This window comes from Marinococcus halophilus, assembly GCF_002265875.1.
Taxonomy (GTDB): Bacteria; Bacillota; Bacilli; order Bacillales; family Marinococcaceae; genus Marinococcus; species Marinococcus halophilus.
Window position 1 is genome coordinate 41,835 of the sequence record NZ_NPFA01000002.1, and the last position, 24,588, is coordinate 66,422.

The following is a 24,588-nucleotide window of genomic DNA, read 5'->3' on the forward strand; positions in this document are numbered from 1 at the left end:
TTTCATTTATCCGTAAATTTGTTTACATGTTTATGTATTCGTCATATAATACACAAATATTGCGATTTTAAAAATTTCATAAAGACGTAGCGTCCGACCTAATTTGTCGGGGGCTTAGTTCGTCATGCCCTTTGTGTAAACAAGTAAACATTTATGAATTTATAAATGTGTGTCACAAAACATGTTTACGTTCCAACACTCTTTTTTGAAACAAATAAAAGCCGCAATAAACAAATTTTCGGAAGGAATGATTTTAATGAAACGTAACGTAAACTATTGGGAAGAAGTTCAGATTATGGCGGATAACTTTTTTGACGAAAAAGATGAATTTAAACAGGAAGAAATACTTGGTCAGGTGCTTACGTTTATGAAGCCATATATTGAAAAATCAGCAAGAAATGCTGAATACCGTGGTCAGTTTAAGGGCGTTAAGTTGCCGTATGAAGATTTCATTTCTGCTTTTTATGAAGCCCTTTGGTCAGCGTTGAAAAGCTATGACCCTGAAAAGGGAAAATTCAGTTCACTTTATGGCTATCGTCTACGTATCGCTGAAGCTAGTGTATGGAGAAAGTACGAAACAAAAGGAACGGAAAACGATAAAGACGGTAAATCGTATATTTCCGCCCGTTTGGATTCACTGGAAGCACACATTGGCGCAGACAGCGACAACAATGATTTAACGCTTGAAGTTTTTGCCCTCGAAGAAGTACCGAGCGCAGAAGAACAAGTTGTTGAAGACGAAGAAGAAGAAGCGTTTAACATCGTCAGAGAGTTTTACCGTTGTAATCAGCGTTACGCTGAAATTATCGCTTATTTGTATAAGGGTTACGAAGGTGACGATTTAGCGGAAATACTTGGATTTAATGAGTACAATGCTAATCTTCGTAAAACCGTACAACGGGCGAAAAATTCATTTTCGAAGTTTATGGAAAAACGTGGGGCGTAATAGCCCCGCATTATTGCGGCAAGTTTCAATATAAAATGATGGGGGTTGATTTATGTCTGTAATTTTAGGACGTGGCGACGAAGCGAAAAAAGCGATTGAAGGAAACGGTGGCGGCGGAGGTCTTGACTTTAAAAAAGCGTTTATCAAATTGAAGGCAGGACAGAGCCGAAAAGTACGAATCCTTTCACCTAATGATTACGTTGCCTATAAAGCACATTCGCATTACAGCAAAGGAATTTACACGCAACCGTGTATTGCTTCGACAGGTGAACGTTGCCTTCTATGTGAAGCACAGAAGTACGACAAAGAAACGGATAAAGACGGAAATTCTGTTTGGGGTGCTATGTACGCAAAGAAACGGGTTATGTTCGCCTTTGTCGATCTTGAAGAAGGCGCAGAAGACGAAGACGGAAACCCTGAAGGTATGCTTCGAGTATTTGACGCTACAAAATCGCAAGCTGACGCAATTATTTCGACCATTGACGAATACGCTGACGATCTTGACGAAGTAGCGTTTACGTTCAAGCGTACAGGCGAAAAAACAGATACGTCTTATTCACTTAATCCGATTATGCCGAAAAAGATGAAAGAAGTTCAGCCTACGTTTGATAAGTTCGACGAAGAAGAAGTTTCAGACAAGATTTTCGAACAAGCCCTTCAGCCACGTACTACGGAAGAACAAGCGAAAGAACTTCAGAAAGCAGGCTTCCCTGTTAAGAGTTTCTTAAATTACGAAGTTACGGAAGAAGATTCCAGTGACGAAGAACCTGAAGGTGAACAGGAAGAAGGGGAAGACGAAGGAGAGGCAATCGACACAACGGAAGATGAAAACGAAGACCCAACTAACAACTTCTAAAAGAAGGCGGCTATATGCCGTCTTTTTTTCGTTATGTGTCACAAACAAATAGAACCTTCCAACAGTCTTATTTGAAAGATAAGAAAGCGGGGGTTTTATATGTCCGAAGAACAAACAGAATTAGACTTTAGTGAATTTGAAACGAACACAGCGGAGAAAGAAGAAACCGCTAAAAAGAAGGCAAAGGAAGCAACGCAGAAAAAGAAGGCTTCGAATAAATCACCTGACGAACTATGGGAAGAAATCTTTTCACGTAAAAACAGTACAAACGACATTGAGAAGTTACGGAAGGTTTATCGTGCTTGGAAGAACGGAGAAGTTGAGCCTAACGCCAAACTTTCCAAGACGGAAGCCCTTCGAATGTATTCCCGTTTAATGGAAAAACATCGTGAAGAACATTTAAAGAAATTGGTCGAAGAAACGCCTGATAACTATTATCTAATTGTCACAGAAGAAAGCCTTCAGTGGGTTTGTGACGTTTGGGAAGAAGAAAAAATTTCAGGGCTAGACATTGAAACGGACGGCTTGGACATTGTTCATGGCGATAACCAACTTGTCGGTCTTTCGATTTCATTTCCGAAAAACGACGTTCACGTTTATATTCCGACAAGGCACGTTGACGACGATGGAAATATATTAAAAGAACAGTTGTCCACGGCTTTCGTTATGCAAAAGATCAAACGTTTTTTACAGGATAGGCAGTATTTAAAAGTTCTTCATAACGCAAAGTTCGACGCTCACGGTTTTTCAATGGAAGGCGTTCGATTAGTCGGAATATTAATGGATACTATGCTTGCAATGTGGGTTCTGAACGAAAATGAACCTTCGTTTAAATTAAAAGACTTAGCGAACAAATACGCTAAACATTTAGGCGTAAAATCCGAAAACGATACGTTCAAAGATTTATTCGGAAAAGCAACGTTCGACACAATTCCGCTTGATGTTGCGTTAGTGTATGCCGCTAAAGATACGGAATTAACCGTTAAGCTATACTTCTTTATCGAAAAGCAGTTAAAACGTGAACATCTTCAGAATGTACGTCAGCTTTATTACGACATTGAGAATCCGTTACTTGAAGCGTGTATTGATATGGAAGAAAACGGATTTCTATTAAATCACGAAAAGGTAACGGAAACACAGAAGGAACTGAAAGCTGACGAAATCAGTATAAAGAACAGATTGGTTAACGTATTAGGTGACATTAACTTTAATTCGCCGCAACAGCTACAAAAAGCGTTGTATGACGATTTAGGTATTCCTGACTTTTCAAAGAAACGTTCGACAGATAAAAAGGTTCTGAAGAAGTTAGCGGAATCTTATGAAGTAGCGGATTTATTACTTGAATACAGGAAGATTTCAAAATTGTTATCTTCGTTCATTGATAAGTTGCCCGTACTTGTTAAGTCAACAGGCAGAGTTTACGGACAATTTAAACAGAACGGTACAGACACAGGGCGTTTTTCTTCCAGTGAACCGAACCTTCAGCAGTTGCCGCCGAAAGCAAGAATCATTTTTCGTGCGCCTGATGGAAGAATCATCGTCGGGGCTGACTTTTCGCAGATCGAACCCCGTGTTTTGGCACACATTACGGGAGACTTGGAACTTCAGCGTCCATACAGGGAAGGTTACGATCTTTATTCAACATTGGCTTCATACACATTCGGGCTTTCATACGAAGAATGTGGTGACGGTGTTAAGGACGACAAAGGTCGTGAGCCACGGAAGATGATGAAAACAGGCTTACTGGCTGTTATGTATGGAACGACAATGTACACGCTTGCGACGCAACTCGAAATTTCCGTTGAAGAAGCAGAAACGTTTATTGAAGACTTCTATAAAGCGTACCCAACGGTTAGAAAGTGGATTGAATCTATTCACGAAGAAGTAGCGGCGAACGAATACGTTGAAACAATGTACGGACGTAAACGCCGTTTCCCTGAACATTCGAAAGACGTGAAGGAACTGAAGGCTTTACGCAAGGAAGCGAAAGAACGAATGAACGGGAAAGAAGTTCCTGACAATATTTGGGAAGTTGGTAAGGCGTTGCCGTATAAATTTAAGCGTAAGATTCACGACGCTAATAAGAAAGTTTCCCGTGTACAGCGTCAGGCAGTTAACGCCATTATTCAGGGTTCAGCGGCGGATATTATGAAAATCGCCATGATACGCCTGAATGATTTAGTAAAAGAACGTGAAGACTGGCTGTTACTTGGAACGGTACACGACGAAGCACTTACGGAAGTTTCAGCTTCCATAACGAAAGAAGAAACGGAAGAAATGGAACATGCCATGACGGGGGCGGCAGAATTGGACGTTCCTTTAAAAGTAGACGTTGCCTTTATGCACGAATGGGGCGTTGAGATAAGCAAAGACGAATGGTTTTCGTCTACGGCTTAAATTGTAGATCGAAAGGGGGTCATTATGGATAAATCGAAACTATTTGTTTCGGACGGGGAAGAACTTCGAAATGAAGTAACCAAGAAAGACAGGGCTGACGAATTAACGAAAGCTATGGCGAACCATTTCGAACGTTTTCATTCCTTAGATGAAATATTTGATAAGGACATTGAAACGCAGGTATTAGAAGAAGAACTTGACGATCTGAAGAATCCGAAAAAACCAAACTTTCAACGGCTTCCGACGTTTTCACCTTCGTCAGCTTCGAAATGCGAACGTGAACTTTACTATAAGTTACGTAAGGAAGAAAAGGACGAACAGCCAATGCTTCCGTATCAGCGGCGTTGGGTTCGTAATGGAACGGCTATCCATGCGGCTGTTCAGAAAGACTTGCTTTATGCGGAACAGCATTTAAAAAATCCGAAATTTACGGTTCACCGTATGGAAAACGGAACGCCCGCTTGGGAAAGCAATATAAAGGACGTTAAGCCGTTTGAATATAAAGGCGTTGATTTTCAGGTTTTCGGAATGATGGACGGAATACTTGAATATACGCCTGACGGTTCAAAAGTAGGCTTCGAGTTTAAAACGAAGTCAACGACCATTGGCGCAATTGGTGACTTCAAGATGAAAGATATTCAACAAAGTCACAAAGAACAAGCCGTTGCTTATTCGTTACTATTCGACGTTGATGAATTTGTTTTTGTTTACGAATCGTTAGCAAAAGATTCATGGCTGAAGCAGGAAGACGCTAAAAACGATATGCGGTTTTTCTATTACAAGCCTACGCAAAAAGAAAAGAACGATTTCCTTGCGAAATGTGCGTTCGTTGCAAAGTCGAAGCACAAAGAAGTAATTCCTGATGGACGTTTCCCCGACAAATGTTTATTTTGTCCGTTCAAAAGCGTGTGTGAATCAGACGGCGGTACTGACGCTTATGATTCTGACGCCGTGGAAGCGGAGAAATTACGCAAGGAAGAAGAAAAGAAACGAAAGGCGGAAGAACGGCGGAAGAAAGCGAAAAAATGAATGAAATCTTTGTACTAGGACTTGACGTTTCCATGAACTCGACAGGTTGGGCGGTTATTGGCGTAAAAGGTCAAGACGTTCGCCTTGTCGATTCAGGGATTGTTAAGGCAAACGATAAAAAGCCACACGGGGAAAGGCTGACCAAACAACGTGAAAGTTTCGAAAATATTTTAAAGGAATACAAGATTAAATATGTCGCAAGAGAATCAGGATTTACACGGCATAAAAAAGCGACGCAGGCTTTGTTTAAGGCTTACGGTGTAGCGGAAGAATATTTTTCAAAAATGGGTCTTGTAGAATACGCCGCTTCTACAATTAAGAAAGTAGTCACAGGAAGTGGAAGTGCTTCGAAGTCTGAAGTGGAACAAGCCATTGAGGTCGAATTAAATCTTCCTGAAGACTTTGTTTTTCAAAGTAACGACGAAAGTGACGCTATGGGCGTTGCGCTGACATTGGTTTATAAAAAAGATTTACAGGAGGGTTCAATATGACCAAAAGAATCGCAGTAGGCGCAGGACACGGGGCAAACACTTACGGAAAACGTACACCTAAATTCGAAGACGGTAGTTATATGAATGAACATGACTTTAACTTTCCAACAGCGGAATACGTTAGGGAAATGCTTGAAAATGAATATGAAGACGTTGAGGTTCTTCAGCTAGGCGAAGAAGTTCGTGACGTACCGCTTGGAGACAGAACGGACAAGGTTAACGATTGGGGCGCAGACGCTTACGTTTCCATTCATGCGAACGCATTGGGGAACGAATGGGCTGACCCTGCCCCAAGAGGTATTGAAACGTATGTGTACGAATCAGAGCCGACAGGTTCAGTTGATCTTGCGGAAAACGTTCACGGGGAAATGATTGAAAAGACTGGACTTTATGACCGTGGCGTAAAAGCCGCAAACTTCCACGTTCTTCGTGAATCGCACATGAGCGCAATTCTTGTTGAATGTGGATTTATGGACAATAGGGAAGAAGCTGAACTTTTACTTTCCGACGATTATCGCCGTACTTGTGCGAAAGCTATTGTTAACGGTATTGCGAAAAAATACGGTCTTCAGGAGAAGACGAAAGTAGAAAGCGCAAGTACAGACGAAAGCAGTTGTGAAGAAAAAGACGTTGAAACTGTTAAGGAAAACGTTGGTGATTACAGACTTGAATCGAAAGTTGACGATCTTCGTTTTTACGCAAGTCCAAGTTGGGCTGACGCTGAACAAATTGGAGTAGTTGACGAAGATCGTGGTTTTCCAACGGTTAAACGTAAGTTGAAAGTTGAAGGCGGCTATCAGTACGAAGTTGAAAATTCCAACGGAGACACGTTCTATATTACAGCGGCAGAGAAATTTGTAACGCTTGTTGAAAAGGACGAAACGCCTTCTTACGTGGGTAGACGGGTAGAATCGCATTACGACGGCAGAGTTCGATTCTATAACGAACCTTCTTGGAAAGACGAAGATCACGTTGGTTCACTGACGGAAGGACAAGGATTCCCTGAAATCGTCGAAAAGGTAACAGTAGGCAACGGAAAACAATTTAAGGCGAAAAATTCTAACGGTGACGCTTACTTTGTAACCGCCAATGAAAACTTCGTTCAGGTTGTCTAATTAAATAGTCACTAAAGAAAAGGAGGGGGATTCCCTTCTTTTTTTTTATTCCAATAAGTCACAGACAGGCGTATTTAAACAACAACTTTATTAGAAAGATAAAGAAGGGGAGGTTTTAATTTGACAATAGTAATTGATGGACACGAACAGAGCGAATTTAATCCTGAACGTTTAGGTAAATATTTGAATGACGTATTAGATAATTTCCCTGATCTTCCAACAGAACGGTATAAAGAAAGAATCTTTCGTTCAGTCCAAGCAAGGGGCGAAATTAAGGCGGAGAATATCACGGAATTATTAATTTCGAACGCCGTGGACGAAATCACGAAGGAACAACCTGACTGGACGTTTGTCGCCGCACATTTCTACTCGAAGCAATTACGGAAAGACGTGGAAACACGAAGAAAGGCGAAAGCATACGGGAACTTCTTCGACCTAACGAAAGAGTTAACAGACACAGGCTATTATAACGATAAAGTGTTAAAGTCCTATTCGCATAAAGAACTACGTGAAGCGGGAAAGATGATCGAACCGCAACGTGACGAACTATTCACTTACGTTGGACTTATGACGTTATCGACCCGTTACCTTGCGAAAAACGAAAACAAAAAACCGATTGAACTTCCACAGGAACGTTTTCTTACGATTGCGCTTTTCTTAATGTCTGAAGAAGAAACGTCACACCGTATGGAATTAGTTAAACAAGCCTATTGGTCGTTATCAAATTTATATATGACCGTGGCTACACCAACGTTAGCGAACGCAGGGAAAACCCACGGACAGCTTTCTTCGTGCTTCGTGGACACAGTGGACGATTCCCTTCGTGGTATTTACGACAGTAACACGGATATTGCCACGCTATCGAAATCAGGCGGCGGTATTGGCGTTTATCTTGGAAAAATACGTTCACTTAATTCCGACATTCGTGGGTTTAAAGGCGTATCAAGCGGAATTGTGCCGTGGGCTAGACAGTTAAATAATACGGCTGTTTCCGTTGACCAACTTGGAAGCCGTCAGGGTTCAGTTGCTATCTATCTTGACGTTTGGCACAAAGACGTTCATGACTTCTTAGACCTGAAGCTAAATAACGGTGATGAACGCCTTCGTACTCACGATTTATTTACAGGCGTAAACCTTCCTGATTTATTCATGGAAAAAGTACGTGACCGTGGCGAATGGTATTTGTTCGACCCTCACGAAGTACGGGATAAAAAAGGTTGGGCGTTAGAAGACTATTATGACGAAGAAAAAGGACAGGGTTCATTCCGTGATAAATATTGGGAATTAGTTGACGACCCTGACATTAATAAAGACAAGGTTGAAGCTATCGACATTATGAAGCGAATTATGAAATCACAGTTGGAAACAGGAGTTCCTTATATGTTTTACAGGGATTCCGTCAACCGTGATAACCCAAACAAGCACAAAGGCATTATCTATTGTTCAAACTTGTGTACTGAAATCATGCAAAATCTTTCAGCGACAACCGTCAAAGAAGAAACAACGGACGGCGACGAAATTATTATTCGTAAGGAAGCGGGCGACTTTGTAACCTGTAATCTTTCGTCAATTAATTTAGCACGTGCCGTAACGGACGACGTTCTTGAAGAATTAATTCCGATTCAGGTTCGTATGTTAGATAACGTGATTGATCTGAACAATATCGAAGTTAAGCAAGCGGAATTGACGAATATGAAATATAGAGCCGTAGGGCTTGGAACGTTTGGGTGGCATACCCTGTTAGCGGTTAGCGGTATTAATTACGAAAGTGAAAAAGCCGTTGAATACGCTGATAAATTGTATGAAGAAATTTCGTATCTAACAATTAATGCTTCGAAAGATTTAGCGAAAGAAAAAGGCGCATATCCTTATTTTGAAGGAAGCGACTGGCATACAGGCGCATACTTTGACCGCCGTGACTATGAAGACGACAAATGGAAAACGTTGAAACAAGAAGTCGCTGAATATGGCGTAAGGAACGGTTATCAAATGGCAGTTGCACCAAACGGTTCAACGTCCATTATCGGGAACGCTTCAGCTTCGATTGACCCTATTTATAAATTAGTATATGTCGAAGAAAAGAAAGATTTCCGTACAACCGTAACCGCACCTGAACTGACGCCGAAAACCTTTTGGTATTACAAGGCGGCACACGACATTGACCAATCTTGGACGCTGAAGCAGAACGCCGTTCGTCAAAAGCATATAGATCAAAGTCAATCGTGCAATCTATACGTTAGAAACGATATTAAAGCGAAAGATTTACTTGCGTTGCATATGCAAGCGTGGGAATCGAAAATTAAGACCACGTATTATGTACGTTCGACTTCCGTAACAATCGACGAATGTGAAGTTTGTTCTTCGTAAGGGGGCGTTAGGGTGAACGTTGCTATCGTTTACGCTTCAATGTCAGGTAATACGCAGGAGATAGCAGAAGTAATTAAAAACGTTGTTGAATCGAAGGGTTTCACTTGTACGTTATTCCGTACAGGTGGAACGCCTTCTTCTTTCCATGATTACGATATGGTTTTATTCGGTTCTTATACGTGGGGGAACGGTGAACTTCCGTCTGCTATGCGTACAGAACTACGTTCGATCTTAAAAGAACGTCAGTTAAATATAAATGAAGCGGCTGTTTTCGGTTCAGGAGAAACGCAATTTCCGAAATATTGTCGAGCCGTGGACGAAATGAAATATCACTTGGAAAACCATAACGTTCCAGTACGTCAGGAAACGTTGAAAGTCGAACAGTCTTGTCGGGGTTCGCAGATGGACAAAGTGACGAAATGGACAAATGAAATTTTGGAGGGTGAAACATGGCATTAAGAAAGATCAAACTATTAGAACCGCAAAACCCTAATCATTCAACAGGAATTGTTAACGGAGAAGCAAGCGGAATAGTTAACTGGAACGACATTCCTTATCCGCAGTTCTACGACATTTATAAAAATCTTCGTTCAAACTTTTGGATTCCTGACGAAATTTCTATGGCGAAAGACATTAAAAGTTGGGGCGAACTTGGTGACGACGAACAGGAAGCCTTTAAACGGATTATCGGTTTATTGTCAATTCTTGATTCCGTACAGACGAATTTAATTCAAAGGGCGTCGGGCTACGTAACAGACCCTAGCGTTCACGCCATATTAGCGGAAATATCCAGTCAGGAAGCCGTTCATAATCAATCGTATTCTTACGTTCTTTCTTCAATCGTTCCACTGGAAGAACAGAATCGCATTTTCGACATGGCAAGAAACGACCCTGAAGTTATGAAACGTAATCAGCTTATACTGGATATTTACGATGAATTTGACGAAAACCCAACGCCGAAAACGTTAGCGAAAGCGTTAGTTGGTTCGATCATACTTGAAGGAATCAATTTTTATTCAGGGTTCGCTTTCTTCTACAATTTAGCACGTCAACAGAAGATGGTTGGAACGTCAACAATGATTTCGTATATTCAGAAAGACGAAATGCAACATGGACATTTTGTCGCTATGCTATTACGTGCCTTGCTTGCTGAACGTCCTGACATTGACGCTGACGGTTCTTTTACAGAATACGTGTATGAAACGATTGATAAAGCCGTTCAGCTTGAAATACGTTGGTCACACGAAGTATTAACAGGGCTTGAAGGGATAGACTTGGAAGAAATGGACGGTTATATAAAATATATTGCGAATAAGCGGCTTCGTCAGCTTGGACTGGACGACTTATATGAAGGTTACACTGATAACGTTATGCCGTGGATTAGAACGTACAGTGACGAAGCTATGAATGACACGAAAACCGATTTCTTTGAACAGAAGTCGAGAGAGTACGCAAAAGTTTCGGAAGATAACGGTTTTGATGATTTATAAGGCGGGGTTTCCCGTCTTTTTTTTATTACATAGTCACAAATAGAAAACATCATACGACACTTCTTTAAAGATTACTAAAAGGGAGGTTTTACGATGAACGGAGAATTAGGCGAATACGCTACACAAATTGACAAGATGGAAGGCGGGAAAGCGTTAGACGAAGAAGTTGCGAAAAAATTACTTGGATTTAAACGCTCTACAATCTTCAGGCAGATCACAGACGAACAGGGGAACGAGGTAGCCAAAACAAATTGGCTTGCTGAAAATGGAAAGCCTGTACTTGTACCGCCTGTTTCCCACAATGTTGAAATGGCTACGGTTCTTTTAGAAGATTTAGGTTATCCGCTTGAATTTAGCTTCGACGGAGAAAAATATTATTCGGAATACAGTTGGAATGTATTTGTTGGGAAAACGTTAGGTGAAGTTTTGGCAAAACGTCTTTTGTTCGAGTTGGAAGCCGAAAAACATGAATAAAGCAGGAGGTTCAGGAAATGGAATGTCCAAACAGTAGCATAGACAATAATTGTGGCGAATTAACAACGGATATTCGTAAAGGTATCGAAGTAGGCAATTCGAACGGTGATTTTATATGTGTAAACATGAAAGCTACGTTTTGCTTAAATTGTCTTTATATCGAAAGCGTTGAAGAATATTAGCGGAAGAGCCGCAGGGGTGTACGAATTGGTAAGCATTGGTAAATGGGTAGAAATGGAGTATGCAGGACGGACAGAACGGGGCTTCGTTTTAAACGAAAGTTATAGGGGCGTCAGAGTAGCTTTCCCTAATTTAAAAAGATCGTTCTTCGTTCAAAAGGAACGTTTAAGAGACATTGAAGAAACACAGCTTACGCTTGAAGATTTCGATTTAATGATTGATTTAGCGTTAGATACAAAAGACCAAGTTTGGTTTCAAGAATTAGCATACGCCCGTAAAGCATTATTGAATCAGTTAAATAAGTAAACGTCAGGTCGTCCATATTTGGGCGGCTTTTTTTTATTATATGTGTCACATAACCGAACGTACCGCCAACAGTTCTTTATTGAATCAAATAAAAGAAGGAGTGTTTTTGATGAAGAACAATTTTGAAGTACGTGGCGACGTGACGGTTATCTTCATAAGGTACAAAGGGGAAATGATTACAACAACGATTTCCACGAAAGACTTTCATCGAGTTAACGCTATTTCAGGTACTTGGACGGGTTCAAACGTTGCCCGTAAAGAAGACGATGAAACAGTTTACGTTCATACAAAAGTTGCGGGCGTTACTGTTTATCTTCACCAAGTTGTAGCGAATAACCCGCCGAAAACAGTTGTCGATCATCGTAACCATAATACGTTAGACAATACGAAAGGCAATTTAAACGTTGTCGATCATGCTTCGAATAGTCAGAACCGAAAAGGGGCTTCGAAGAATAACAAAAGTAGCGGGTACAGGAACGTTTATCAGAATAAAAACGGCACTTGGTTCGTACAGTTAGGCATTAACGGTAAGGACAAACGTTTTGGCACGTACCAAACAATTGAAGAAGCTGATCGTGTAGCAAAAGAAGTACGTAAAAGGTATTTTTACGACGGTAAAGACGTAAATCACGAAATTCAGGAGGTAATATAATGAAAGTACAAATTAAAAAATTACACGAAGACGCTATTGTTCCTACCCAAAACTTCGAAAAAGACGTTGGGGTTGATGTTTCCACGGTAGAAGAAGGAACGCTTCAACCTAACGAAAGGAAAGTCTTTAAACTAGGACTTGCGTTTAAACCTGAACGTGGATATGAAATGCAGATACGCCCACGAAGCGGAATCGCAAGTAAAAAAGGTGTAACTGTATTAAATTCACCTGCTACGATAGAACCAACTTTTAGGGGGAACGTTGGCGTTCTTCTCTACAACGCAGGTAGTGAGCCTTTCCACGTTAAAAAAGGGTCAAGAATTGCACAGGCAGTATTTAAAGAGTATGAAGAAAACGTTGACGTGGAAGTTGTTGACGATTTGGACGAAACAAGTCGTGGTTCAAAGGGGTGGGGTTCAAGTAAAATGTAACCAATTTAAAATGAATGACATTCAGGATATTGGTTGCATAGTAAATTTTTCTACTTTACACTTTTAAGGCGCATTAAAAATTTATAGGTATTTTTTAACGGAAAGATACTATTAACAGGGGGAGAATTCAGGTGAAGGAATACGTTCAGTTTGAACTAATAGCAGATGAAGACGACGATCACGAAATAGAAGACGATGACGACGGCATGGTTGATTTCATGTTAATAACACCTGAAGACGAAGAACCTACGGAGGTTGAAAATAATGACAAAAGTAATGACCGAAATTCCCGTTCTTGATAACGGATATGTACAACTTAAAGCAAAGGACGTAATGGGCGACGATCTATCGCCCGTTAACGACGCAAAAGTTTCGTTTGACCGTGAATCGAACGAATTTGGAACGAAAGAAGAACGCCTTCTTAACTTTCTTGGACGTGAAGGGCATACAAGCCCTTTCCGTCATTCGTTCATGAAATTCGAAGTATATGCGCCGCTTATGGTTGCCCGTCAGTGGTGGAAATACGTAATCGGTTCAGATCACGCAGAACAGCCGCTTCGATCTCATGACCCGCTTGACGCTTGGAACGAATCAAGCCGCCGCTATATTACGGAACAGCCTGAATTTTATATTGTAGGTGAAAACGAATGGCGTTCCCAACCTGCCAACAAAAAGCAAGGTTCAGGCGAAATACTTCCCGTTACACAGGGTAAAGACTTAACCCGTCAGCTTGTCGATATGTACGATACAGGATATAAACGCTACACAAACGCAATCGAAGAAGGCGTTGCCGTTGAACAAGCACGTTTATTCCTTCCTTCTTATGGTCTTTACGTAAGATGGCGTTGGGCGGGCAGTTTGCAAGGCGTTTGTCACTTCCTGAACCAACGTCTAAAAGGCGACGCACAGAGCGAAATTCGTGATTATGCGGAAGCCGTCAATAAATTATCAAGACAACATTTCCCTAACGCTATTGACGCCTTAGTCCGTGATTGATATTCTATTAACGTAAACAAATTTACATTCAAACATTTCGATAAGTAAACATTTCGCTAGGAGTTGTAGTTATGAAGAAATTAATTGCGGTTATAGTTGTAGGAATCATTTTAGCGGGCGGGATATTCACGTATAACGTTCTTTCCAGTCTTGAACAAAAGGTTGCGAAACAGGACAATGTTGAAACGGCAAGTGCTGAAAACGAGAAAACAAAACGGTTAAATGAAGCGTCACACGAAAATGAAAACGGCGTAACGACTGAAGCACGATTCCAAGAAAAATTGCACAATATGACGCACCAAAAAGTTGATTCAAACGATAAATGGGGTGAACGTCGTATTACGGAAGAACGTATTGATAATATGCTTCAAACGTTGGACGAACAAACGACCTACCAAAATGAAAAATTTTATCAGGAAGCATTAACAGCTTGGGATAACGGCAACTTTGAAAATTCCGTTGAAGTTCATAACAAAATTTGGAGTATGCAAGAAGGAACAGTTGGACGGGCGACAGGGTTACTAACGGAAGAAGAAGAACAAGAATATATTGAAGAAAACTTTTCAGAAGAGGGCTAAATAAGCCTTCTTTTTTTTATATAATTTTTTAATGTAAACATGTTGACGTTTTTATATTTACGTCGTATAATGAATTTAGATCGAAAGGGGAGAACATAAATGGAACAATTTAAAGGACGTACCGTAGAGTTTGGCGACAGGGTGAAAGTTTATTACGACCTTCACGGAAACACGTTTTCTATTCAAAAGGGTCAGCGTGTCCATGCAAAATCAGACGCCGTTGTGATCGAAAATGCCACGTTTGAAGTAAACGAAAACGGACGCAAAAAGGTACTGGAAGAAGGAAAGAAAAACGTCCACGCAAAAGTGAACGGACTTATTTCTTCCGTAGACCCTGACGAAGACGGCGTTTTTGAACAGGGCATTGTACGGGAAGCAACGTATAACCCGTTTAAATATAGTAGCTTCGTTGACAAAGAAACGGAAGAACCAATTGAACAGGCTGACGTTGTTATTCTTCAGGACAAGCGTATATTTTTTATGAGTATTGCGTAAACATGATTACAAGTAAACAAAAATTAATTTAAAGGGGAAATCAAACATGAAACAATTCGTAATTGAACTTAGAGGTATTGAAGGCGAAAAGGCAGTTCAGACATATGTAGCGGCTTCAAAGGTTGAAGCTATGGAAAAGGCAATTGAAGACGGCGCACTTGTTATTACAGAAATCGAAGAAAGAGGTGGACGTTAATGGATTGCACTTTCTTCCATAGAGCAAAGTGGGAACTGGCTTATGCAAGATCAATAATTAAAGCCATGCCGTCCAATGAAAACATGCAAGAGTATCAGGAACTTAAAAAAGAACTACGGAAAAAATACGGAAGGGCAATCGTTAAATAAACGGTTGCTTTTTTTATGCTATGCGTCACATAGGGGCGTAGTAATACGACACTTCTTTTTATAAAGGAAAAGAAGGAGGTGCATTAATTTATGGCTTACGAAAATAAAATTGCTATTTGCGGTAAGTTTAGAAGCGGTAAAAATACGGTTGCTGACATTATTTCAGGACAGTACGGAATGACGCAATTCGCTTTTTCTGAAGGCATTTGGGCGACTGGAAGGCTTTTGTTCCCTGAAGATTTCAACGGCAATCAGAAGCCCCGTAAATTGCTTCAGGACGTAGGGCAGAAATTACGTGAAGTTGACGAAGATATTTGGGTTCGCTTTTTGTTTAACAACATAGAAGCGTCAGGCGAAAAGGATATTGTCATTACGGATTTACGTCAGCCCAACGAAATGAAGTATTTACGAGAAAACGGCTTTTTCATTATTCGAGTAGGGGCGTCGTTAGGTACACGATTAAATAGAGCAACGGAAGCAGGAGATAGGTTCACGAAAGTAACGGCTGAACATGAAACAGAAAGCTATTTAAACGACTTCGACGTTGATTATTCGATTAACAACGACGGAACACTTGAAGAATTGCACGAACAAGTAAAGGACGCTATGGACAAATATAAAACGGAAGGGGCTATTCAACCGCAGGGGGAGAAAACGAATGGAAGGAATAAGCAAGTTTGAAAAAGATTATCCACTAGAAACACCTGAAGGCGTATATGCGCTATTTGTCGATTATGACCATGTGAAATCATCAGCTTACGATAAAACGGACTTTGACGCCGTAGACTTGCTGATTGATTTCGATAAGGCTTGTAGCAAAGTATGCAAAACGGAAAGACAAGGAACGGCTATTTACCTTGTATTTACGAAGCATTTAACGCAAAGGGAAGCGGCTGAACGTATGGGAATTTCACAGCAAGCGATTCATCAATTAATTTGGAACGTCATTAACAAAGTATCGCAATATTATCGTTCGTCTATGCACAGCGTTAACGGGGGTTTTAAAGCATGAGTATGAAAACCATTCTACCGAACAAGCCGTTACATGAACGATATTATGACGGTGCTTTTGAAGTTGAAAACTTCCGTGAATCGTTTGAAACACAAGTAAATAAACTTATATCAACGTTAACACCTGACAAAGTACCGCCTGACTTACAATGGCGCATTTACGCCACGGATTCCCTTATTTCCGCTTACGTCAATCAGACGGGCGAAACGCCTGAAGGTCGCCATGTGAACCGTTTAGCGAACTGGCTATTGTTTGAATCGTTGGCAGACCGTCACCCTGACAAAGTTACACGTGAAGAATTTCCGATTATGACGAAGCGGCAATTGAAAACACGTTATTCAAGGGAAACGGCTGACGAATCTATTCCTGAAACGCATACAGAACAGAACTATTTAGGCGGTAAAAAACAAGCAAATTACAATAAATCAGAATAACAGGAGGGTTTAAATCATGCTTATTACAGCTTGCTTGGCGTCTTTATTTTTTGGCGTTCTTCTTGGATTGAAAATAGAAATTTAAAAAAGAGCGTCACAAAACGGTTAATCTTCCGACACTCTTATTTGTAACGATAAAAAATATCTTATTGAGGTGATTATCTTGAACAAAAACATTCAGAAGCAGGTAGACCAATTACGTCAGCAATCGAACCAACAGCTTTCACAGTTTAAGCAAGCGAAAGAAACGTTGAAAACAAATAACGCTTCTCTACACGAAACAGTTAACGACATTGACGGTAAAATTAGCGAATTGAAACGGGAAAAAGATCGTGCTTTACTAACGATTTCCGACAACGAAGGTGCAATTAAAGGAATTGACCGCTTACTGAATGGAGGTAAATAAATAAAGGTTAAACGAAAAACGTGGGAAGGCGAACGGTTAAAGGTATGATTACGAAGGGGTTCGCTACAATCAGGCGTTTGGTTAACGTCTGAATTATTTTTATAGAGGTGTTACTTATGGGAAATCCTTTTGATGATTTTCAGGAAGGAATGGAACTTTTAAATGAAATGTTGGAAATTCAAAATAGATTAGCAGAACATTCAGGCGATAGGGAAGCCCAACTTAAAATATTTAACGACTTTCTTGAAAAAGTACGTCTTCAAGCAGAAGAAGGCGGGGAAATGGCAAAAATTACGCTTAACGAACTTGAAAAAGTTGCGGAAGAACTAAACGTTAAAATGGTAAACGGTAGAATTACAGAATTTCCTGACGATGAACCTGACGATTTCTTTGGATAAACGATTATTCGTCCTTCTAAAAAGAGGGACGAATTTTTTTTCGTTATGTGTCACGTACCCCCGTCACCTGCCAACAGTCTTTTTTGTAAGTTAAAAAAGATAGAGGTGGTGAAAGGTTATGCAAATTGCTGACCAACTAACAGACGTAGAAACAAACGGAATTATGTTCACTCACACGGATTTAGACGGCGTAGGTTGCGGCGTACTTTACAAAAGCGGAATAACGACAAGTAATCAAGTTTACTTTTGTAATTATGGCGACGTTGACGACGTTATTCAAAATAAAATTAAGTATCTTCGTGCTACGGGCGTAGAAAGACCGCAAATTATTATTTCGGATTTAGGTATTTCGGAAGAAACAGCGAAAATGGTCGATTCATACGAAGGCGAACGCCTGATGTTAGATCATCATAAAACAAACGAATGGATTGCGGAAAAATACGAGTGGGCGGTTGTAGACACGGAAAGAAGCGGAACATTACTTGTTTACGACTTTATGGCGATTCCTGACGATTACGAAGCATTTGCGAAAATGGTCGATGATTATGACCGTTGGGTTCACGCCTATTCAGATTCTAAACGCTTAAACCGTTTATTTTTCGCTATGGGTATCAATCGTTTCTTTAATCGTTGCCTGAACCTGCCGTTTCCTGAACGTTTTACGGAAGTAGACGAAATGATTCTTGAACTCGAATCAGATCGGCTTGAACGCTACATTGACCATGTTAGTAAATACGTTAGACGTTTTCCGCTTTCAGACAGTCGAGACATTGGCATTGTTTACGCTGACAGTTTCCAGTCAGAGTTAGGTCACGCTTTAATGGAAGACTTCAACCTTGAAGCAGTCGCCATGATTAATCCAAACGCAAAGTCGGTTTCCTTCCGCAGTAAAGGAACAATTGACGTTGGGGAAATTGCGAAAGAATTAGGCGGGGGCGGTCATCATAACGCTTCAGGCGTAAGTTTCGATTACGACTTTGCAAAAGAGAAGAATTTTCCGCTGAAGATGTTAAGCGATTTTACTGAAAACAGTAAGAACGTTTTGGGCGTTGAGTTCGAAGAAAGTCATGAACGTACAGAAAATAAAATTATTGCGGATATGCTTTCTGATCGTCAGGAGGGAAACGTAACGTGAAGACAATATATCGAATTGAAAATGAGGAAACTATGCATGGCATGTGGTACAGACTAGACGGCACTTTTGACCCGTTCATTAATCGACTGACTGAAGGAATATCGAAATCACTTCCGATGGACTTTGACGAAAGATATTCGAAAGGTGGTCGTAAATGGTTCAGCGGTTGCGACAATCGTGAGCAAATACAAAGTTGGTTCAGCACGAAAGACGCTATTGAATTATTTAAAAACGGTTATCGTCTATTTGCATTTAAATCAACGCAATTTGTAGAAGAAGACGTTCAGACGATCTTCACACGTGAAGGAATCGTTGAGAAACACGAAATTCCACTTGAAACACTATGGAACGTACAGGGGGCGAAATTATGAAGTTTTCGGAAATGAATAAAGCGCAGTTGCGGGAAGCAAGGAACGAACTAACACAGGAATTAAAGACGAAAACGGTGCTTCGCCCTACGAAGGTAATGAACCTGACGGATAATGGCGTTCAGATTGAAGGCGGTAAAGTTCCCGCTAACTTTGAACGTGATGGTGTAGGTGGAGATTTATATATTAGAAGTAAGTGTTCACGTCATTCAGGAAGTCAAATATCCGTAATTGAACTGTTAGAAGTAGAAAACGTTATTAACGACTTCTACGACGCTTATATTAACGATCAGGAATAAGAGAGTAAAGCGACATTAAATTTTTAAACTAATCGTAAACATTACGTCATGTAAACATTTAAACAAACACACAAAGCGCACAGGGGGCTTATACGATGAACAACAGTAAACGCATTGAAATACTCGAAGAAAAAGTTGATAAAGCTGAAGCGGTCATTGTGGACGCAAAAGAACTTATTCAGGACATTAAGGAAGAAGAAGTAAAACGGCAACTTTACGCAGAAGGAAAAGTTTCGAAAAAGAGTATAGGCTTACGTGAATTATACGAACCAAGTAATAACGAAAAGCGTAATCAAGCAATTAAAAAGGCGAAAGAAATACAAAGTAGGGGCTTTATCGGAATTATACCGAAAGAAGTTCAATATATTGTTGACGAAGAAAAACGAACCGTTGTCGCATTGATACGAGTGGAAGAAACGAAGCACATTATAGCACGTGGAATTGCGAAAACTGACCCTAATGACGTATTTAACGCTGATATTGGAAAAGCTATCGCTCTAAAACGTGCAAAAGACTTGGAAGTTGACGATGATCTTCTTTTTGCGCCTAATCCTGACGAAGCTGAAGTTGGTGACGTTGTTCAATTAAATTTAAAGTATACGACTAATAAAAAACGAGTAACGCTTACTGAAAGGCTTCCGAAAAAAGACAACGTTTATGGTACAGGAAAGGCTTTTTTAACTACTGTAAATAACGGCTATGTAAACGAAAGCCAATTCACGATATTAAACGATTCTCACAAGGGGGCGGAATAATGGAATTGACACAAAAGGAAAAATTACAAGCAATGTCAGCAATCGAAGTATATCTTTGGAAAGCACTTGGATTTCAAAAAGAAAGAAGCGAAGAACTTGTAAAACAACTTAATGAAAAGAGTTCGGAACTTTTAGGGTTTAACGTCGAAGACCCTGAAGAATGTGGGGAAAATGAGCATGAAACTATGGAAGGTCTTATTACATTAACTAACAAACTTGAAAATGATCTGATTAACGGGGGTAAATAATGGAATTTATAAATAAGGTACTTGAAGCACACGCAAAAGAAGTTGAAGAAAACGGTGGAATGGAAGACGGCGATCAAAGCGTTTACCTGCTAAATGACGCCGTAGTTGTACTTTCGCTTGAAGATAAAAACCTTAGTGTGAACGTTATTGTAGGCGAACCATACAGCCTAAACGTTTCTACTGGACTATTGGACGATGATAACGAATGAAATTCCGTAAAAAGCCCGTAATTATTGAAGCCTTCCGCTTCTACGTTGACCCTATGCCTGATTGGTTTTCGTACAAGATGATTAATAGCGAAGCAATTACGTACAATTGTGATTACCGTAGGTTCACGATAGACGAAGCCTATTGCGTAATTAGGACATTAGAGGGCGATATGGTAGCGAACGGCGGCGATTATATTATTCAGGGCGTAAATGGCGAAATTTATCCGTGTAATCCTGAAATATTTGAAAAAACGTATGAAGCCGTTGAAGGGGTTGAAATAAATTGGTTGAACAATTAGAACTTCCGCTTGACCAAGAACCTGAAGAATTTGAAGAAGAATCCACAGAAGAAAACGAGGTTCAGGTTGTAAAAGAACAGCCGAACCTTCCTTTTCTAAATGTGGGCGATACGGTTAAGACGGTTAATCCTGACGAAGATATTCATGACGTAGAAACGTATTACTATTTACAGAAGTTTGGAAAGGAAAAAGGCGAAATTATTTCGACTGGAACGAATGAGTACGAAGCCCACTATTATGAAGTTCAGTTTTACAAACAAATAGGCGTATTTTATGAATCCGAAATTATTCCATTGTAAAAAATCACATTTGTCGAATTGTTTACTGACAAGCCTGACAGGTTGGAGGGGTACTTTTGACAGCACTAATTTCGGTATGGCTGATATGGTCATTTTCGCAACTATCTATATTCGCCGTATCCCTCTATTTGTTGGTAAACGGAATAAGAAATTTCCCTTCGAAAATGAGGAAAGCAATTATTTATTTTGTGATTTCGATTGGCGGTATTTTATCGGTTTTTTATCAACTAATAGAAATAGGGTTAATATAACGGAGGGTTAAATAATGAAGAAAACATTTATTGGCATGGTAACAGCAGGATTACTTGTATTTTCCGCAAATACGGCATTGGCGTACACCGTACAGGAAGGCGACACACTAAACGAAATTGCTGACGAAAAGAACGTTGAAGTCGAAGAAATTGCAAGCATGAACGAAGAAATTACGAATGTTAACTTAATCTATCCGAATCAGGAAATCGATATTCCTGACGAAGATACAGAAGCGACTGAAGCAATAAAAGGCACGTCTACGAACGAAGCCAGTACGCAAACAGGAAGTGACCTATTCGCCCGCCTTGTGACGGCAGAAGCAAAAGGTGAACCGTTGGAAGGGAAAATTGGCGTGGCAAAAGTCGTTATGAACCGTGTCGAATCTGACGCTTTTCCTGATACGACTGAAGGCGTTATTCAACAAACAGGTCAATTTGACCCTGTAACGTCAGGGAAGATTGGTAACACGGTAAGCACAGACGAAGCACAGGAAGCCGTTCAAACGGTTGTAAACGGTGGCGGTGACGTAAACGGCGCATTGTACTTTTACAATCCTGACTTGTCCAATTCGTCCTTTATGCAATCATTGACGACAGTGGACGTTGTAGGCGGTCATGAGTTTAAAAAATAACGCAAAAAAGGCGGAATCCTATCGTTAGGGTTTCGCCAATTTTTTTTTATATGAATTTACGTAAACTTGTTTACAAATATTATTATTTGTCGTATAATGAAATTATAGAAAGGAGGGAAGACATTGGTTGATGAAGTGATAAAAATTGTCGGTGCAATCGCCGTAATCATCGCCGCTTATAAGAAGATACTCGAAATTATACTTCTTCATAAGAGATTACGGAAAGACCGACAAAAAAGAAAACGACCTTCAAGAAAAAGAAAAGGTCGCAAAAAGTAATTAACGGGGAGGGTTTTTTCCTTCCCCCACTTCATAACCATTATAAACGAATGAAACTATTAAACACAACTGATTACGTCATTATTGCCTTTTGGGTATTCGTCCTGTTCCTGATTGATTTCGGAGATATGACGTTTATTGATTACTTCGTCATTATAGCGGGCGTCATATACTTCGCCGCATTAGCGGCACGAATTTTTCTGAAGCGTGGAGATTAACAATCCATGCTTCTTTTTTTTGTCTAATTTTACGTACATAGTCACAAACAGCTTCATACGCCCAACAGGTCTTTTTAAACGATAAAAGAGGGTGAGCGTATGTTATTAGAAAACGCTGTTTGTACGTTAGAAGACATTAAAGCATATATTGACGAACAGGAAGCAGGGTTTACGTTTTTCACTAGGAACGGATTAAAGACGTGTACTGTTTGCATGGAAACGAAGGACGTTGTGGCTTTTGGTAAACAAGAACAGGCGAAAGACAGTATGAACCCACGTTGTAAACAATGCGAAAAGAAAAAACGTATAGCTGACGAATTTTATACGGAATGGACGCTTGAAGGTGTTGGAACGGTCTACTTGAAACGTTATAAAAGTAGGGCAGGCGGCATTTCGTGGTACTTAGTAGACGTAAAAGGCGAATTTATTAGCAAACGTTGTGCTGATTGCGGCGAAATGAAACTGAAGGACGGTTATAGCGAAAGTAATAAATTAGGCGGCGTAAGAAGTATATGCCGTGAATGTGACGGGGAACATAAAGTAGGATATCGAGCAGAAAACGCTGAACATCTTAAAGAGTACATGCGTCAATATCAAGCAGAAAACGCTGACCATATTAAAGAATATCAGCGTCAGTATCGAGCAGAAAAGCGTAATGACCCTACGTGGGTAGAAAAACAACGTGAGCGTCAACGTCAACGCTACGTAAAAGAACCTGAACGTTTTCAAGCGAAAGAAGCAAAAAGAAACGCCCTTAAACGTAACCTTCACGCTGAACCTAATTGGGCGAATAATTGGGCGGATATCATGGAACGGTTTCACGGGCGTTGTGCGCTTACAGGTGACGTTTTAGACGAATCACAAGGGAATAGTCATTGTGAGCATTTTATTCCTTTGTCTTGGGGTCACGGTGGTACATCAGCCGCTAATTGTTACCCGTTACGTTCTGACTTGAATATATCGAAAGGCAATCGTAACCCGTTCGAATGGTTTCAGGCGTTTAAAGATCGTTATGGACTATCACAAGATCGTTTTGACGAGTTGGTTCTTTACTTGGCTATGCGTAATGATATGACGCCTGAAGAATTTGAGAAATACGTATATTGGTGTGAACGGAATAAACGTACACCTGAAGAATGTGCGGAAGATACACGTCCTTCAAGCGAAATATTTAAAGAAGCACAAGCAAGGGGTGAAGTTTAATGTTTAGAAATTGGTTTTGTCCTGATTGTAAAAGTCATTTAAGAAGAATAGGCGGAGTTAAGTATAAAAGTAAGTTAATGGGTCACTATACGCTTTACTGGCATATGTGCCTAAATTGTGGTTCATCGAACGCTATTCCGTTTAAAACGTATTTAAAACAAAAAGCAACTGAAGGGGTGTTATAGAATGAACGAAGAATTAAATAAGCATTTAGCAGGTAAGCGAATAAAGAAGGTTGAATTTGGTACTGATGAAATTATAGCTGAAGTTTATGTTGACGAAGAATCAGAAAATACGTATTTGCTTCACGTAAGTCAGATTTTACACGAAGACGAATATTATCCTGACTTTGATGTTTCGTTGAAAAAGAAAATTGTTCAAGTTCATTACAAAAAATTAATCTAAATACGGGAGGTTATACAGTGAACGTAAACACATTAGCATGTTTACAGATTGACCGTTTAATTGCACAGGGAAAATACGTTCAAGAACTTAAAAACGAATGGTTGAAACGTTGGGGGCTTCCGTACCCTTATCGAAAAGGTAACTTTGGAAAAGAAATCGTTAAATACGACCACGGCGATAAAATTACGGCTGAAGATAAAAAGTTTCTTGAACGTGTCACAAACGAATAAGACCTTCCAACACTCTTTTTTATAACGATAAGAAAGGGTGTTATTTTTATGCAGGGTTATACAGTGGAGAAAACGGAAACGGAAGAAACGATTGAAATGGTTGTTGAGTACCGTAAGGACGCAAAATCAACGCCAATTACCGTAAAGGGAATGTCAGACCGTCCATCAGACGAAGCAATTGATAACTTCAATTTAGCGTGGAATAGAAGAAAACAGGCGTCTTCCTAAAAAGGAAGGCGTTCTTTTTATATCGTAAAATAACGGGTATGATGAACGTATTCCCTTAAAAATCTATAACGGCATACCGACGCCGTTCAACCGAAAGGGAACGTACACAAAAATTTTAATAAGAAAGGGTTG

The 24,588-nt window shown here is 40.1% G+C and carries 38 protein-coding genes; all 38 read left to right on the forward strand.

Annotated elements, in window-relative coordinates:
- Window positions 1-256 precede the first annotated feature (256 nt).
- The 38 genes from CHL76_RS02295 to CHL76_RS02465 all read left to right on the forward strand — a co-directional run bounded on the left by CHL76_RS02295 (window position 257) and on the right by CHL76_RS02465 (window position 24,456).
- Window positions 257-946, forward strand: coding sequence for a hypothetical protein (locus tag CHL76_RS02295; RefSeq protein WP_094907767.1), 690 nt, complete (start codon window positions 257-259; stop codon window positions 944-946).
- A gap of 52 nt (window positions 947-998) precedes the next feature.
- Window positions 999-1,802: a hypothetical protein gene (locus CHL76_RS02300; RefSeq protein WP_094907768.1), complete on the forward strand. Its 804-nt coding sequence runs from the start codon at window positions 999-1,001 to the stop codon at window positions 1,800-1,802.
- A gap of 99 nt (window positions 1,803-1,901) precedes the next feature.
- A complete protein-coding gene (locus CHL76_RS02305) occupies window positions 1,902-4,199 on the forward strand; it encodes a DNA polymerase (protein ID WP_094907769.1) in 2,298 nt (765 codons plus the stop codon).
- Window positions 4,200-4,223: 24 nt separating this feature from the next.
- Window positions 4,224-5,228 carry a PD-(D/E)XK nuclease family protein gene (locus CHL76_RS02310; protein ID WP_186807327.1) on the forward strand — a complete coding sequence of 335 codons (1,005 nt, stop codon included), beginning with the start codon at window positions 4,224-4,226 and terminating at the stop codon, window positions 5,226-5,228.
- Window positions 5,225-5,719, forward strand: a complete 495-nt coding sequence (locus tag CHL76_RS02315) for a crossover junction endodeoxyribonuclease RuvC (RefSeq protein WP_094907770.1) — start codon at window positions 5,225-5,227, stop codon at window positions 5,717-5,719. The genes CHL76_RS02310 and CHL76_RS02315 overlap by 4 nt, the downstream gene beginning before the upstream one ends.
- Window positions 5,716-6,834 (forward strand): N-acetylmuramoyl-L-alanine amidase family protein, encoded by a 1,119-nt coding sequence (locus CHL76_RS02320; protein WP_094907771.1) that lies wholly within the window; start codon window positions 5,716-5,718, stop codon window positions 6,832-6,834. Before CHL76_RS02315 ends, CHL76_RS02320 begins: the two co-directional genes overlap by 4 nt.
- Before the next feature lie 120 nt (window positions 6,835-6,954).
- Complete coding sequence (locus tag CHL76_RS02325; protein ID WP_094907772.1) at window positions 6,955-9,201, forward strand: ribonucleoside-diphosphate reductase subunit alpha; 2,247 nt, start codon at window positions 6,955-6,957, stop codon at window positions 9,199-9,201.
- A gap of 12 nt (window positions 9,202-9,213) precedes the next feature.
- A complete protein-coding gene (locus tag CHL76_RS02330; protein ID WP_094907773.1) occupies window positions 9,214-9,660 on the forward strand; it encodes a flavodoxin domain-containing protein in 447 nt (148 codons plus the stop codon).
- Entirely contained in the window at window positions 9,651-10,691 is a 1,041-nt protein-coding gene (locus tag CHL76_RS02335) for a ribonucleotide-diphosphate reductase subunit beta (protein ID WP_094907774.1), read from the forward strand. The genes CHL76_RS02330 and CHL76_RS02335 overlap by 10 nt, the downstream gene beginning before the upstream one ends.
- Window positions 10,692-10,784: 93 nt before the next feature.
- Entirely contained in the window at window positions 10,785-11,165 is a 381-nt protein-coding gene (locus CHL76_RS02340; protein ID WP_094907775.1) for a hypothetical protein, read from the forward strand.
- 198 nt (window positions 11,166-11,363) lie between these two features.
- A complete protein-coding gene (locus CHL76_RS02345) occupies window positions 11,364-11,651 on the forward strand; it encodes a hypothetical protein (RefSeq protein ID WP_143747433.1) in 288 nt (95 codons plus the stop codon).
- Window positions 11,652-11,760: 109 nt separating this feature from the next.
- Window positions 11,761-12,303, forward strand: coding sequence for an AP2 domain-containing protein (locus CHL76_RS02350; protein ID WP_158219035.1), 543 nt, complete (start codon window positions 11,761-11,763; stop codon window positions 12,301-12,303).
- On the forward strand, window positions 12,303-12,734 hold the full coding sequence (dut, locus tag CHL76_RS02355; RefSeq protein WP_094907778.1) for a dUTP diphosphatase: 432 nt from the start codon (window positions 12,303-12,305) through the stop codon (window positions 12,732-12,734). Before CHL76_RS02350 ends, dut begins: the two co-directional genes overlap by 1 nt.
- Window positions 12,735-12,865: 131 nt before the next feature.
- Window positions 12,866-13,033 carry a hypothetical protein gene (locus tag CHL76_RS16920; protein WP_158219036.1) on the forward strand — a complete coding sequence of 56 codons (168 nt, stop codon included), beginning with the start codon at window positions 12,866-12,868 and terminating at the stop codon, window positions 13,031-13,033.
- The gene (gene thyX / locus CHL76_RS02360) at window positions 12,999-13,730 is read left to right on the forward strand and encodes an FAD-dependent thymidylate synthase (protein ID WP_233133196.1); all 732 of its coding nucleotides are present in this window, start codon (window positions 12,999-13,001) and stop codon (window positions 13,728-13,730) included. Before CHL76_RS16920 ends, thyX begins: the two co-directional genes overlap by 35 nt.
- A 71-nt stretch (window positions 13,731-13,801) precedes the next feature.
- Window positions 13,802-14,308 carry a DUF6241 domain-containing protein gene (locus tag CHL76_RS02365; RefSeq protein ID WP_094907779.1) on the forward strand — a complete coding sequence of 169 codons (507 nt, stop codon included), beginning with the start codon at window positions 13,802-13,804 and terminating at the stop codon, window positions 14,306-14,308.
- Between the two features lie 99 nt (window positions 14,309-14,407).
- On the forward strand, window positions 14,408-14,803 hold the full coding sequence (locus CHL76_RS02370) for a hypothetical protein (protein ID WP_094907780.1): 396 nt from the start codon (window positions 14,408-14,410) through the stop codon (window positions 14,801-14,803).
- Between the two features lie 46 nt (window positions 14,804-14,849).
- A complete protein-coding gene (locus CHL76_RS16925; RefSeq protein WP_158219037.1) occupies window positions 14,850-14,999 on the forward strand; it encodes a hypothetical protein in 150 nt (49 codons plus the stop codon).
- 239 nt (window positions 15,000-15,238) lie between these two features.
- Window positions 15,239-15,829, forward strand: coding sequence for a deoxynucleotide monophosphate kinase family protein (locus tag CHL76_RS02375; protein WP_094907781.1), 591 nt, complete (start codon window positions 15,239-15,241; stop codon window positions 15,827-15,829).
- Window positions 15,807-16,160, forward strand: a complete 354-nt coding sequence (locus tag CHL76_RS02380; RefSeq protein ID WP_094907782.1) for a sigma factor-like helix-turn-helix DNA-binding protein — start codon at window positions 15,807-15,809, stop codon at window positions 16,158-16,160. Before CHL76_RS02375 ends, CHL76_RS02380 begins: the two co-directional genes overlap by 23 nt.
- A complete protein-coding gene (locus CHL76_RS02385) occupies window positions 16,157-16,594 on the forward strand; it encodes a hypothetical protein (RefSeq protein WP_094907783.1) in 438 nt (145 codons plus the stop codon). Before CHL76_RS02380 ends, CHL76_RS02385 begins: the two co-directional genes overlap by 4 nt.
- A 163-nt stretch (window positions 16,595-16,757) precedes the next feature.
- Complete coding sequence (locus CHL76_RS02390) at window positions 16,758-17,000, forward strand: hypothetical protein (RefSeq protein WP_094907784.1); 243 nt, start codon at window positions 16,758-16,760, stop codon at window positions 16,998-17,000.
- A gap of 116 nt (window positions 17,001-17,116) precedes the next feature.
- Window positions 17,117-17,398, forward strand: coding sequence for a hypothetical protein (locus CHL76_RS02395; protein ID WP_094907785.1), 282 nt, complete (start codon window positions 17,117-17,119; stop codon window positions 17,396-17,398).
- A 118-nt stretch (window positions 17,399-17,516) separates the two neighbouring features.
- A complete protein-coding gene (locus CHL76_RS02400; RefSeq protein ID WP_094907786.1) occupies window positions 17,517-18,533 on the forward strand; it encodes a DHH family phosphoesterase in 1,017 nt (338 codons plus the stop codon).
- Window positions 18,530-18,904, forward strand: a complete 375-nt coding sequence (locus tag CHL76_RS02405; RefSeq protein ID WP_094907787.1) for a hypothetical protein — start codon at window positions 18,530-18,532, stop codon at window positions 18,902-18,904. The genes CHL76_RS02400 and CHL76_RS02405 overlap by 4 nt, the downstream gene beginning before the upstream one ends.
- Window positions 18,901-19,200 carry a hypothetical protein gene (locus CHL76_RS02410; RefSeq protein WP_094907788.1) on the forward strand — a complete coding sequence of 100 codons (300 nt, stop codon included), beginning with the start codon at window positions 18,901-18,903 and terminating at the stop codon, window positions 19,198-19,200. The genes CHL76_RS02405 and CHL76_RS02410 overlap by 4 nt, the downstream gene beginning before the upstream one ends.
- A 95-nt stretch (window positions 19,201-19,295) precedes the next feature.
- Window positions 19,296-19,955 carry a hypothetical protein gene (locus tag CHL76_RS02415; protein WP_094907789.1) on the forward strand — a complete coding sequence of 220 codons (660 nt, stop codon included), beginning with the start codon at window positions 19,296-19,298 and terminating at the stop codon, window positions 19,953-19,955.
- Window positions 19,955-20,203 carry a hypothetical protein gene (locus CHL76_RS02420; RefSeq protein WP_094907790.1) on the forward strand — a complete coding sequence of 83 codons (249 nt, stop codon included), beginning with the start codon at window positions 19,955-19,957 and terminating at the stop codon, window positions 20,201-20,203. The genes CHL76_RS02415 and CHL76_RS02420 overlap by 1 nt, the downstream gene beginning before the upstream one ends.
- A complete protein-coding gene (locus CHL76_RS02425; RefSeq protein ID WP_094907791.1) occupies window positions 20,203-20,412 on the forward strand; it encodes a hypothetical protein in 210 nt (69 codons plus the stop codon). The genes CHL76_RS02420 and CHL76_RS02425 overlap by 1 nt, the downstream gene beginning before the upstream one ends.
- Entirely contained in the window at window positions 20,409-20,711 is a 303-nt protein-coding gene (locus tag CHL76_RS02430) for a hypothetical protein (RefSeq protein WP_094907792.1), read from the forward strand. Before CHL76_RS02425 ends, CHL76_RS02430 begins: the two co-directional genes overlap by 4 nt.
- A complete protein-coding gene (locus CHL76_RS02435; RefSeq protein ID WP_094907793.1) occupies window positions 20,696-21,010 on the forward strand; it encodes a hypothetical protein in 315 nt (104 codons plus the stop codon). Before CHL76_RS02430 ends, CHL76_RS02435 begins: the two co-directional genes overlap by 16 nt.
- Before the next feature lie 265 nt (window positions 21,011-21,275).
- A complete protein-coding gene (locus CHL76_RS02445) occupies window positions 21,276-21,893 on the forward strand; it encodes a cell wall hydrolase (protein ID WP_094907795.1) in 618 nt (205 codons plus the stop codon).
- 123 nt (window positions 21,894-22,016) lie between these two features.
- Complete coding sequence (locus tag CHL76_RS16930) at window positions 22,017-22,172, forward strand: hypothetical protein (RefSeq protein ID WP_158219038.1); 156 nt, start codon at window positions 22,017-22,019, stop codon at window positions 22,170-22,172.
- Window positions 22,173-22,222: 50 nt separating this feature from the next.
- A complete protein-coding gene (locus tag CHL76_RS16935; protein WP_158219039.1) occupies window positions 22,223-22,390 on the forward strand; it encodes a hypothetical protein in 168 nt (55 codons plus the stop codon).
- Between the two features lie 99 nt (window positions 22,391-22,489).
- The gene (locus tag CHL76_RS02450; protein ID WP_094907796.1) at window positions 22,490-23,593 is read left to right on the forward strand and encodes a hypothetical protein; all 1,104 of its coding nucleotides are present in this window, start codon (window positions 22,490-22,492) and stop codon (window positions 23,591-23,593) included.
- Window positions 23,594-23,779: 186 nt separating this feature from the next.
- Window positions 23,780-23,998: a hypothetical protein gene (locus tag CHL76_RS02455; RefSeq protein WP_094907797.1), complete on the forward strand. Its 219-nt coding sequence runs from the start codon at window positions 23,780-23,782 to the stop codon at window positions 23,996-23,998.
- 17 nt (window positions 23,999-24,015) lie between these two features.
- On the forward strand, window positions 24,016-24,228 hold the full coding sequence (locus tag CHL76_RS02460) for a hypothetical protein (RefSeq protein WP_094907798.1): 213 nt from the start codon (window positions 24,016-24,018) through the stop codon (window positions 24,226-24,228).
- A gap of 48 nt (window positions 24,229-24,276) precedes the next feature.
- Entirely contained in the window at window positions 24,277-24,456 is a 180-nt protein-coding gene (locus CHL76_RS02465) for a hypothetical protein (RefSeq protein WP_094907799.1), read from the forward strand.
- The last annotated feature ends 132 nt before the right edge of the window (window positions 24,457-24,588 follow it).

What these genes read in the sequence shown, in the direction of transcription:
- CHL76_RS02295 (WP_094907767.1), top strand. Translation starts at nt 257, where the DNA reads ATGAAACGTAACGTAAACTATTGGGAAGAAGTTCAGATTATGGCGGAT.
- CHL76_RS02300 (WP_094907768.1), top strand. Translation starts at nt 999, where the DNA reads ATGTCTGTAATTTTAGGACGTGGCGACGAAGCGAAAAAAGCGATTGAA.
- CHL76_RS02305 (WP_094907769.1), top strand. Translation starts at nt 1,902, where the DNA reads ATGTCCGAAGAACAAACAGAATTAGACTTTAGTGAATTTGAAACGAAC.
- CHL76_RS02310 (WP_186807327.1), top strand. Translation starts at nt 4,224, where the DNA reads ATGGATAAATCGAAACTATTTGTTTCGGACGGGGAAGAACTTCGAAAT.
- CHL76_RS02315 (WP_094907770.1), top strand. Translation starts at nt 5,225, where the DNA reads ATGAATGAAATCTTTGTACTAGGACTTGACGTTTCCATGAACTCGACA.
- CHL76_RS02320 (WP_094907771.1), top strand. Translation starts at nt 5,716, where the DNA reads ATGACCAAAAGAATCGCAGTAGGCGCAGGACACGGGGCAAACACTTAC.
- CHL76_RS02335 (WP_094907774.1), top strand. Translation starts at nt 9,651, where the DNA reads ATGGCATTAAGAAAGATCAAACTATTAGAACCGCAAAACCCTAATCAT.
- CHL76_RS02340 (WP_094907775.1), top strand. Translation starts at nt 10,785, where the DNA reads ATGAACGGAGAATTAGGCGAATACGCTACACAAATTGACAAGATGGAA.
- CHL76_RS02350 (WP_158219035.1), top strand. Translation starts at nt 11,761, where the DNA reads ATGAAGAACAATTTTGAAGTACGTGGCGACGTGACGGTTATCTTCATA.
- dut (WP_094907778.1), top strand. Translation starts at nt 12,303, where the DNA reads ATGAAAGTACAAATTAAAAAATTACACGAAGACGCTATTGTTCCTACC.
- thyX (WP_233133196.1), top strand. Translation starts at nt 12,999, where the DNA reads ATGACAAAAGTAATGACCGAAATTCCCGTTCTTGATAACGGATATGTA.
- CHL76_RS02365 (WP_094907779.1), top strand. Translation starts at nt 13,802, where the DNA reads ATGAAGAAATTAATTGCGGTTATAGTTGTAGGAATCATTTTAGCGGGC.
- CHL76_RS02370 (WP_094907780.1), top strand. Translation starts at nt 14,408, where the DNA reads ATGGAACAATTTAAAGGACGTACCGTAGAGTTTGGCGACAGGGTGAAA.
- CHL76_RS16925 (WP_158219037.1), top strand. Translation starts at nt 14,850, where the DNA reads ATGAAACAATTCGTAATTGAACTTAGAGGTATTGAAGGCGAAAAGGCA.
- CHL76_RS02375 (WP_094907781.1), top strand. Translation starts at nt 15,239, where the DNA reads ATGGCTTACGAAAATAAAATTGCTATTTGCGGTAAGTTTAGAAGCGGT.
- CHL76_RS02380 (WP_094907782.1), top strand. Translation starts at nt 15,807, where the DNA reads ATGGAAGGAATAAGCAAGTTTGAAAAAGATTATCCACTAGAAACACCT.
- CHL76_RS02385 (WP_094907783.1), top strand. Translation starts at nt 16,157, where the DNA reads ATGAGTATGAAAACCATTCTACCGAACAAGCCGTTACATGAACGATAT.
- CHL76_RS02395 (WP_094907785.1), top strand. Translation starts at nt 17,117, where the DNA reads ATGGGAAATCCTTTTGATGATTTTCAGGAAGGAATGGAACTTTTAAAT.
- CHL76_RS02400 (WP_094907786.1), top strand. Translation starts at nt 17,517, where the DNA reads ATGCAAATTGCTGACCAACTAACAGACGTAGAAACAAACGGAATTATG.
- CHL76_RS02410 (WP_094907788.1), top strand. Translation starts at nt 18,901, where the DNA reads ATGAAGTTTTCGGAAATGAATAAAGCGCAGTTGCGGGAAGCAAGGAAC.
- CHL76_RS02415 (WP_094907789.1), top strand. Translation starts at nt 19,296, where the DNA reads ATGAACAACAGTAAACGCATTGAAATACTCGAAGAAAAAGTTGATAAA.
- CHL76_RS02420 (WP_094907790.1), top strand. Translation starts at nt 19,955, where the DNA reads ATGGAATTGACACAAAAGGAAAAATTACAAGCAATGTCAGCAATCGAA.
- CHL76_RS02425 (WP_094907791.1), top strand. Translation starts at nt 20,203, where the DNA reads ATGGAATTTATAAATAAGGTACTTGAAGCACACGCAAAAGAAGTTGAA.
- CHL76_RS02430 (WP_094907792.1), top strand. Translation starts at nt 20,409, where the DNA reads ATGAAATTCCGTAAAAAGCCCGTAATTATTGAAGCCTTCCGCTTCTAC.
- CHL76_RS02445 (WP_094907795.1), top strand. Translation starts at nt 21,276, where the DNA reads ATGAAGAAAACATTTATTGGCATGGTAACAGCAGGATTACTTGTATTT.
- CHL76_RS16935 (WP_158219039.1), top strand. Translation starts at nt 22,223, where the DNA reads ATGAAACTATTAAACACAACTGATTACGTCATTATTGCCTTTTGGGTA.
- CHL76_RS02450 (WP_094907796.1), top strand. Translation starts at nt 22,490, where the DNA reads ATGTTATTAGAAAACGCTGTTTGTACGTTAGAAGACATTAAAGCATAT.
- CHL76_RS02455 (WP_094907797.1), top strand. Translation starts at nt 23,780, where the DNA reads ATGAACGAAGAATTAAATAAGCATTTAGCAGGTAAGCGAATAAAGAAG.
- CHL76_RS02465 (WP_094907799.1), top strand. Translation starts at nt 24,277, where the DNA reads ATGCAGGGTTATACAGTGGAGAAAACGGAAACGGAAGAAACGATTGAA.